Below are 8,904 nucleotides of genomic sequence, written 5' to 3'. Positions count from 1 at the left end.
AGCCGGAGTGAGGGCACACCGAGCCTAGGCGAGGTGCCGAGTGTTGGGGCAAGAGCGTTTTGCTTACTTTTGCGCTCTTCAAAAGTGAGCCGCCGTAAGGGCGGAACCCATAGCAGCCGTTACCCAAACAACGGATATGTACCCGGAGCCCAAAAATGCCGCAGCTAACAAAAATCCTGATCGCCAACCGCGGCGAAATCGCCTGCCGCATCCAACGCACCGCCCAGGCCTTGGGCTATCGCACCGTGGCCATCTACAGCGACGCCGACGCCCAGGCCCTACATGTGCAGATGGCCGACGAAGCCGTCCACATCGGCCCGGCCCCCGTCCACCAGTCCTACCTCAACATCGAAGCCATCCTCAACGCCGCCAAACGCACAGGCGCCGACGCCATCCACCCCGGCTACGGCTTCCTCTCCGAAAACCCCGACTTCGCCCGCGCCTGCCAACACGCCGGCCTCACCTTCATCGGCCCCAGCGTTGAGGCCATCGAACTGATGGGCAGCAAACGCCTGTCCAAACTCGCCATGCTCAAAGCCGGCGTCCCCTGCATCGCCGGCTACCAAGGCAGCGCCCAGGACGACACCACCCTGCAACAGGAAGCCGACCGCATCGGCTACCCCCTTATGATCAAAGCCAGCGCCGGCGGCGGCGGTCGCGGCATGCGCCTCGTCCACCAATCGAAAAACCTGCTGGACAACCTGCACACCGCCCGCTCGGAAGCCAAAAACGCCTTTGGCAGCGACGAACTGATCCTCGAACAAGCCCTGACCGACCCGCGCCACGTCGAAATCCAGCTGTTCGGCGACAGCCACGGCCACCTCATTTACCTTGGCGAGCGCGACTGTTCGATCCAGCGTCGCCATCAAAAAGTCATCGAAGAAGCCCCCTGCCCTGTCATGACGCCCGAGTTGCGCCAAGCCATGGGTGAAGCCGCGCTGAAGGCCGGGCGCGCGGTGAATTACATCGGCGCCGGCACCGTGGAGTTCCTGCTCGACCGCGATGGCCGTTTCTACTTCCTGGAAATGAACACGCGCCTGCAAGTGGAACACCCGGTGACCGAACTGATCACCGGCCTCGACCTGGTGGACTGGCAACTGCAGATCGCCGCCGGCCAACCACTGCCGCTGACACAGGCCGACGTCACCCTCAGTGGCCATGCCATGGAAGTACGCTTGTACGCGGAAGACCCGACCCAAGGCTTCCTGCCGCAAACCGGCGACGTATTGCGCTGGGACCCAGCCACTGGCGTGCGTATCGACCATGGCGTGATGGAAGGCCAACGCATCAGCCCGTTCTACGACCCGATGCTGGGCAAGATCATCGCCCATGGCGCCACCCGCGAAGAGGCGCGACGCAAACTGCTACGGGCGGTGGAAGACACGGTGTTGCTGGGGGTCGCGACCAACCAGCTGCTGCTGGTGGATTTGCTCAAGCATCCGGATTTTGTTGGCGGCGATTTCAGTACCGGATTTATCGCTGAGCACTTCCGCGAAATCCCGCCCCTGACGCCATCAACAGAACAGCTCGCCCTGGCCGCCGCGCTGTTTTACCAGCACAGCGCCAACCAGCATCCCCAAGGCCTGGCGGGATGGCGCAACAACGCCAGCGCGCCTTGCACCTATCGCCTGGAGGTCAACGGGAACATCCACACCGTCAGTGCTGAGCCACTGCGACTCACCACCGACGGCCGCCACGCCACCCTGGTATTCAACGGTATCCGGCGCCGCATCGCCTATCACTTCGACGGCAACCAACTATGGCTACCCGGTCTCAGGGTGATCGACTGCACCCAGCAAGTCGCCAGCCGCCAGGCCGACGCCAGCAGCGGCACGGTCAAGGCGCCGATGGACGGTGCAATCGTCGACGTGCGGGTCAGCGCCGGCGACAGCGTGACCAAAGGCCAGCTGCTGCTGGTGCTCGAAGCCATGAAAATGGAGCATCCGCTGACGGCCGGTATCGACGGCGTGATCAAAGGCGTGCAGGTAATCGCCGGTGATCAGGTGCGCAATCGTCAGGTTCTGCTGGAGATCGTCTGACCCCTAGGCGGAACTACAGGGCCGGGCTACGCTCTATCCCCAACAGAAAGGGAAGAGTACGGGAACCTGCACGATGCCTCATTGGCTGATTATTGACCTTGAAGCCACAACGGATGAAGGCGGCTGGCCCGTGACGGAGATGGAAGTCATCGAGATCGGCGCGAGCCTGGTCAACCGCCAGGGCCGCGAGCTGGATCACTTCCAGCGCTTTGTGCGGCCGCTGCGCCGCCCCTTGCTGACGCCCTTTTGTCGCCAACTGACCCACATCACCCAGGCCAACATCGATGGCGCAGCGCCGATTACCGAGGTGTGGCCGCTGTTCGAGCGCTGGCTGGGCCAGCATCAGCCGCGCCTGGAAGGCTGGGCCAGCTGGGGCGATTACGATCGCAGGCAACTGGAACTGGAATGGCAACGCCATGGCCTGGCCAGCGCACTCGCCACCACACCCCATGTGAACCTCAAGCAACGCTTCGCCAAGGCCCGCCGCCTGGACAAGCCCTTGGGGCTCAATGGCGCCCTGCAATTGGCGGGGATGCAGTTTCATGGCCAGCAACATCGGGCGCTGGAGGATGCACGCAATACGGCGCGCCTGCTGCCGCTGATATTGCCGGTCTAGGCAGCTCCTCTGCCCTTGGGCATACTGGACGCCCTTTTTGGTGATGCTTACCTGTAGGAGCGAGCTTGCTCGCGAAGAACGCCCAGGCACCGCGTTTAATCAGATCACCCGCGTTATCGTTGACGATCTTCGCGAGCAAGCTCGCTCCTACAGTAAAGCATCAACCCCTTTTCCGAGGAATCGCCCATGTTTAAAGTCAACGAGTACTTCGACGGCACCGTCAAGTCGATCGCTTTCGGCACCGCAGAAGGTCCGGCGACCATCGGCGTCATGGCCCCCGGCGAATACGAATTCGGCACCGCCCAGCGTGAAATCATGCACGTGGTGTCCGGCGCCCTGACCGTCAAGCTGCCGGATGCCAGCGAGTGGGAAACCTTCGCCGCCGGCAGCCAGTTCAACGTGCCGGCCAACAGCAAGTTCCAGCTGAAAGTCGCCGTGGACACTGCTTACCTGTGCGAATACCGCGGCTAAGGCTTTCCCGGAAACAAAAAAATGCCCGTCTCACAAGAGACGGGCATTTTTTATGCCTGAGGAAAACTACTCCAGGATCGTCACCGGCATCCCGACTTCCAACCGCCCAATGCCATCGTTGACCAGGTTCTGGCCGAAAATCGCGCCATCTTCAGTCTTGCGGTAAGCCTCCAGCGTAGCGAAGGGTTCACGGTCTGTGCTGCGCTCGCCGGTCTGCGGGTCGATGGTGGTGAGGATGCAGCGCGAGCACGGCTTGACCGCGCGGAACTCCACGTCGCCGATGCGCAAGCGTTTCCAGCCGTCTTCGGCGAAAGCTTCACTGCCCTCGATGACCAGGTTGGGACGAAAGCGCAGCATGTCCATGGGGCGGCCGATGCGTTGGGAAAGATCGTCCAGCGACGCCTGGCCGATCACCAGCAGCGGGTAACCGTCGGCAAACGCGACCTGGTCGTCGTCCTTGCCGTAACCGGCCTGGGTGGTGCGGGCGCGTTCAACGGGGATTTGCACCAGCCGCGTCGGCTTGCCGATAAAGTCGCTGACCCAGGCCGCCGCCGCGTCGCCCGCGTCCGGTACGCGCAGAGTGTCACGCCAGATCGTCACACCCCGCAATTCGGCATCGCTACCCGGCAGCGCCACGTCCAGCGCGGCGTAGCCCGGTGAACTCAGTGTGAGGCCGCCGCTGCTGTTCCACAGCGCCGACAATTGACTCATCTTGGCCACAGCGCGCTGCGTGAGGAAACGGCCGCTGGCTTCATCCACCAGCATCCAGCGTCGGTCCCCGTCCACCCCGAGTTTATCCAGGCCGACGTGCTGCAGGATTTCGGCCTTGCCGGACTTCAAGGGGTAACGGTACAACGCGCTGAGACGAAGCATGAGCCTGCATTCCTGAGGGGCAAAGCCATCACCCTAAGGTCAAGCGGGCGCTTCGTCCAGCAGCAGACGCTGACGCACCACGTCCACCAGCTTGTCGGGCTGGAATTTGGACAGGAAATTGTCGCAGCCGACCTTCTTCACCATCGAGTCGTTGAAGCTGCCGGACAACGAGGTGTGCAGCACCACATACAGGCCACGCAGGCGCGGGTCGTTGCGGATTTCGGTGGTGAGGCGATAACCGTCCATCTCGGGCATTTCGGCGTCGGTGAAGATCATCAGCAGCTTATCGGTCATTACGTGGCCGGCATCGGCCCAGGCCTTGAGCATGTTCAGCGCCTTGAGGCCGTCACTGGCGATGTGCATCTTCACCCCCAGTTGGCCAAGGGTGTCGCGCAGTTGCGAGAGGGCCACATTGGAGTCATCCACCAGCAGCACCTCACGGCCACGGGCGCGCTCCAGCACCGGGTCTTCGAGTTTTTCACGGGAGACCTTGGCGTTATACGGCACGATCTCGGCCAGGACTTTTTCCACATCGATGATTTCCACCAACTGGTCGTCGACCTTGCTGATGGCCGTGAGGTAATGCTGGCGACCGGCGCTGGTCGGCGGCGGCAGGATGGCTTCCCAGTTCATGTTGACGATGCGGTCCACACCGCCCACCAGGAACGCCTGCACCGAACGGTTGTACTCGGTGACGATAATGGTGCTGTTCGGGCCCGGCACCAGCGGGCGCATGCCGATGGCCTGGGACAGGTCGATCACCGGCAGGGTCTGGCCCCGCAGGTTGACCACGCCGCAGACGAAAGGATGGCGCTGCGGCATCAAGGTCAGCTTGGGCAGTTGCAGGACTTCCTGCACCTTGAACACGTTGATCGCGAACAGCTGACGCCCGAACAGGCGGAACATGAGGATCTCCAGGCGATTCTCACCCACCAGTTGCGTGCGTTGATCTACCGTGTCGAGAATGCCGGCCATTAAAAGCTCCTGATGCGCTAAGGGATTGTGCAGCTCACTTAAGGCTTGTTATCGGCGGCAAGCGCCAGACCTTGACCCGTGTAAAATGCCACGTAAATTCATTGATGTCACACTGACATCATGGTTTACTGCGCTGGCCTCTCCAGAGAGCGGTACGGCGACGTTGCACGACATTCAATTCGATGCAAAGTTCCGCCATATAAGGGATTCCCCTATGCACAATCAGGCCCAACCTGATATTCGCAATATCTAATAGCCATTAATGTGACGCCATTCTCAATGCATGAATGGAGTCAGGCTTTTGTTTGCCATCCCAAGCCCACGGCCCACGGGCCTTCCAGACATCCAGATGTCGGCAATTGAAGGTGTGCAATTGACCCCGCTTATGAGGGCCGCGCACAGCCGTCGCCGTCATTCTAATAAACGTCCTACTAAAAACTCAGAAGCAACCTACAGATTCCAGTCATATTTCAGCGCTACTTTTAAGCCATTCACCCGGTGCGGCATCTCATCACCCGACCTTATGTTGTGGAGACTTGCATGATGAACGACGGTAACGAGTGGCAACTTGCTCTTCCCGAATTCCTGCATGAAGCTGAAAAGCTGCTGGTCAAGTCGGAAGAGTGCCTGAGCCACCTACATTTGATCCGAAACGACAGTGACGCCATCGACTGCATGAAGGTCAGCCTGATCAAGCTCGCTGAAAAAGCCGATTGCCTTGCCCTGCAAGCGATCAGCGAATTCTCGCGGCATATCCAGTACCTGATCGCCAATGCCGAAAGCCCGTTGCAACTGCATGATCAAGCCTTGAACGCCTTGGAAGAATGCCTGAAATTGCTGGCCTGGCAGTTGGAGTTGATTGATGTGAAAACAGGCCAATTGGCGCTGGACGAAACTGAGCAGACGACGTTGATTGCTACCGTAACAATGCATATTCCGCAAAAGAATTTCAGTTTTAAACCGCAGCAACGTATGCACCACGTGTCTTGAGCGGATATCGGGTCGCGTTTAAACCGGAAGTTGTCTGAAAACGACACACCTCATTAATCCAGTTGAGCTGAATCGCGCGGGCAAAGATATCAATTAGCCAGTAACGGTAATATCGATACATCCAAACAGAAATAATATAACTCCCCTACTCCATGAACTCTGGGAATACCGCCCGGAGCATTTGCGCAGTTAATAACCTTGCCAGGCACGGCACAAGGCGACCAACGGTAATAGTGGTGGTACTATGCCCCACTCGAAGTGGCTCAACTTCATCATGCATAAAAACGATTCGATAACGCGTTCCAAACAGAGCCCCGTCAGCCGCCGTGACCGGACTTCCCGCAGCGAACCTTCATTGGCTCCATCCGCTATGTATGCCTACTTCAAGACACTCATCGCAAGGTCCGCGTCCCGCAGCAATGCACGCCGTCTGATCCTCGCCCTGTGCCTTGGCTCGCTGCTGATGAGCCTGTGGGCCTACAGTTTCTCCGCCGCTTTACCGCTGCTGGTGCTACTCAACCTGGCCACGCTGGTGGTGGTTGGCTTGCAACAGTGGCACTCGCGCAAATCCATCAAGTTCCAGCCCCAGGAACTGGCCGATCGCTTGCTGCAAGTGCAGGAAAACGAACGCCACCGCCTCAGCCGCGAATTGCATGACGACATCGGCCAACTGCTCACCGCCGCCAAGCTGCAAAGTGAATGGCTCAAGCGTCGCCTGCCCGAAGACTTGCAAAGCCAGTGCACGGTGCTGTGCAACACCCTGAATGAAACCCTGGCCAAGGTGCGTGACGTCTCCGCCATCCTCAACCCTCGCCAACTGGCCAGCCTGGGCCTGGAAGCCAGCCTGCGCGCGCATCTGCTCAAGACCCTGGAAAACACCCCCATTCACTGGAGCCTGGAATGCCAGCAGCGGCTCACCGGCATTCCGGAAGAAATGGCCGTAGCGGCCTTTCGCATCACCCAGGAAGCAGTGACCAACATGCTACGCCACGCCCAGGCGCGCAATCTGCTGGTACGCCTGCAACGCCTGCCCGAGGGTCTGTCGCTGAGTATCTGCGATGACGGCCAGGGCTTTTCGCCGGCCATCAACCCGGGCCTGGAAGGCCAACGGGGCATGGCTGGCATGTCAGAGCGGATTGATCAGCTTGGCGGTTCGTTATCCGTCAACAGCCAGCCAGGCAAAGGGACACGGATCGACGCGCTTTTCCCCTGGGCGCCCCGCGCCCTCGAACGGGCCAGTTCCCCTAAGGTTATCGAGTGACCTGCACATTACTCCTGGTGGATGACCATGCACTGATCCGGGCCGGCGTACGCGCGCTGGTCCAGGACATTCCCGGCTACACGGTGGTCGGTGAGGCCAGCGATGGCGCGCAGTTGCTGGAGCAATTCAGCGCCCTGTTGCCGGATATCGTGCTGCTGGATCTGTCGATGAAACACACCGGTGGGCTGGATGCCTTGCAGCAACTCAAGCGCGCCTACCCCAAGAGTCGCGTGCTGATCCTGTCGATGCACACCGACCCGGAACTGATCATGTGCGCGCTGGAATCCGGCGCCCATGGCTACCTGCTCAAGGACACCACCGCCAACGAGCTGGAACACGCGCTGCTGGCCCTGCGCAACAACGAGCGCTACCTGAGCCCGGCGATTGCCCACACAGTGATCAACCAGGCGCTGGTGCGCAGCCAGGGCCCCACCACCCCGGCCGGCCACAGCCATAACCTTACCGCGCGGCAGCTGGAGATTCTGCGGTTGATTGTGCGCGGCAAGTCCACCCGAGAAATCGCCCACGGCTTGGGCCTTAGCATCAAGACCGTGGAAGCGCACCGCTCGCAGATCATGAAGCGACTGCAGATTTTCGACGTGGCCGGCCTGGTGTTATTCGCGGTGCGCGAGCAGATCATCAGCCTGGACGACTAACGGCGAATCCACCGGCAGGTGCACGCGCAGGGCCTTGGGCAAGGCCTCGAAGTGCAGGTCATCGCCCTCCAGCGGTTCGCCGTCCAGATTGATGTACAGGCCTTGAGCAACCTTGATATTCACCCACGGCAGGCGCGCCCGCACAAACATGGTGTCGAGGCCCCAGCCGTTGCTCATCAACTCGCGCAAGGTACCGACCACCTCCTGAGGGGCGGGCAAGATGCTGACATCCAGCAAGCCGTCATCGGCCATGGCACCTGGGCATAGCTCATGGCCACCGCCCGCTTGGCGACCGTTGCCGATGCCCAGGGCGAGCAGCTCGCCTTTCCAGTGGAAATCGGGGCCATCCAGTTCGGCGTAGGCAGCCTTTAGCTCGCTGAAACGGGTCAGGCCGGTGAACAGGTACGCGGCGCCGCCCAGGACTTTCTTCAAGTCTTCCGAGGTGTTGGCGGTGACTTGGCTGCCGAAACCGCCGGTGGCCATGTTCAGGAAGATTTGCCCGCCGACCTGGCCGAGGTCGATGGCCCTTGGCGGTACGTCCAGCAGCGCCAGGGCCTGGGCGGGTTCGAGCGGCACGCCGGCGGCCTTGGCGAAGTCGTTGGCGGTGCCCAGGGGCATCAACACTAGGCTGGCGTCGGTCTTGGCCTGGGCCATGGCTTCGGCGACGTCGCGCAAGGTGCCGTCGCCGCCGCCGGCGATGATGTGGGTGTAGCCGTCGGCCAGGGCTTCGTTGACCAGGCGCTGGGCGTCGCCGCCTTCCCATGTGACCCGCACCGCCAACTCGCCGCCCTGCTCGCGCCGTGCCTGCACGGCAGAGCGTACGTCCTCGTTGAGGGCTTGCTTGCCGTGTAGGATCAACAGGGCTTTGGGGGTGGTCATTGGTGGGTTACTCCAGGATTCAAAGGTGCTTGGAGGATGGGACCTTTGGAGAGGGGGTTTGGTTTACTGGGGGCATATCCATTTTTTTGGCAATGGCTGATATTGGTTCCGCCCTTACGGCGGGTCACTTTTGGAAAAGAGCCC

General features: G+C 60.9%; 9 protein-coding genes. 6 read left to right on the top strand and 3 right to left on the bottom strand.

Going from position 1 to position 8,904, the window contains the following annotated elements; all coding sequences use genetic code 11:
• Positions 1–155 precede the first annotated feature (155 nt).
• The 3 genes from HX868_RS11540 (at position 156) to ppnP (ending at position 3,126) form a co-directional block, all read left to right on the top strand.
• The gene (locus HX868_RS11540) at positions 156–2,039 is read left to right on the top strand and encodes an acetyl/propionyl/methylcrotonyl-CoA carboxylase subunit alpha (protein ID WP_177002950.1); all 1,884 of its coding nucleotides are present in this window, start codon (positions 156–158) and stop codon (positions 2,037–2,039) included.
• 73 nt (positions 2,040–2,112) lie between these two features.
• Complete coding sequence (locus tag HX868_RS11535; RefSeq protein ID WP_033900803.1) at positions 2,113–2,655, top strand: 3'-5' exonuclease; 543 nt, start codon at positions 2,113–2,115, stop codon at positions 2,653–2,655.
• Positions 2,656–2,841: 186 nt separating this feature from the next.
• Positions 2,842–3,126, top strand: a complete 285-nt coding sequence (ppnP, locus tag HX868_RS11530) for a pyrimidine/purine nucleoside phosphorylase (RefSeq protein ID WP_010208796.1) — start codon at positions 2,842–2,844, stop codon at positions 3,124–3,126.
• Between the two features lie 66 nt (positions 3,127–3,192).
• Here the strand turns inward: ppnP and HX868_RS11525 are convergent, their stop codons facing one another.
• Positions 3,193–3,999: an MOSC domain-containing protein gene (locus HX868_RS11525; protein WP_177002949.1), complete on the bottom strand. Its 807-nt coding sequence runs from the start codon at positions 3,997–3,999 to the stop codon at positions 3,193–3,195.
• Positions 4,000–4,038: 39 nt separating this feature from the next.
• On the bottom strand, positions 4,039–4,974 hold the full coding sequence (locus HX868_RS11520) for a chemotaxis protein CheV (protein WP_177002948.1): 936 nt from the start codon (positions 4,972–4,974) through the stop codon (positions 4,039–4,041).
• A gap of 540 nt (positions 4,975–5,514) precedes the next feature.
• Here HX868_RS11520 and HX868_RS11515 point away from each other — a divergent pair.
• The 3 genes from HX868_RS11515 to HX868_RS11505 all read left to right on the top strand — a co-directional run bounded on the left by HX868_RS11515 (position 5,515) and on the right by HX868_RS11505 (position 7,881).
• Entirely contained in the window at positions 5,515–5,964 is a 450-nt protein-coding gene (locus tag HX868_RS11515) for a hypothetical protein (RefSeq protein WP_177002947.1), read from the top strand.
• Positions 5,965–6,334: 370 nt separating this feature from the next.
• On the top strand, positions 6,335–7,225 hold the full coding sequence (locus HX868_RS11510; RefSeq protein ID WP_177003262.1) for a sensor histidine kinase: 891 nt from the start codon (positions 6,335–6,337) through the stop codon (positions 7,223–7,225).
• Positions 7,222–7,881 (top strand): response regulator transcription factor, encoded by a 660-nt coding sequence (locus HX868_RS11505; RefSeq protein ID WP_061449176.1) that lies wholly within the window; start codon positions 7,222–7,224, stop codon positions 7,879–7,881. The genes HX868_RS11510 and HX868_RS11505 overlap by 4 nt, the downstream gene beginning before the upstream one ends.
• On the opposite strand, the gene yegS is transcribed toward HX868_RS11505, so the two are convergent.
• Complete coding sequence (gene yegS, locus HX868_RS11500) at positions 7,840–8,760, bottom strand: lipid kinase YegS (protein WP_177002946.1); 921 nt, start codon at positions 8,758–8,760, stop codon at positions 7,840–7,842. The genes HX868_RS11505 and yegS overlap by 42 nt on opposite strands.
• Positions 8,761–8,904 lie beyond the last annotated feature (144 nt).

It is taken from the genome of Pseudomonas reactans (genome assembly GCF_013385825.1).
Classification (GTDB): Bacteria; Pseudomonadota; Gammaproteobacteria; order Pseudomonadales; family Pseudomonadaceae; genus Aquipseudomonas; species Aquipseudomonas reactans.
This window is presented reverse-complemented; position numbering and strand designations above follow the sequence as displayed.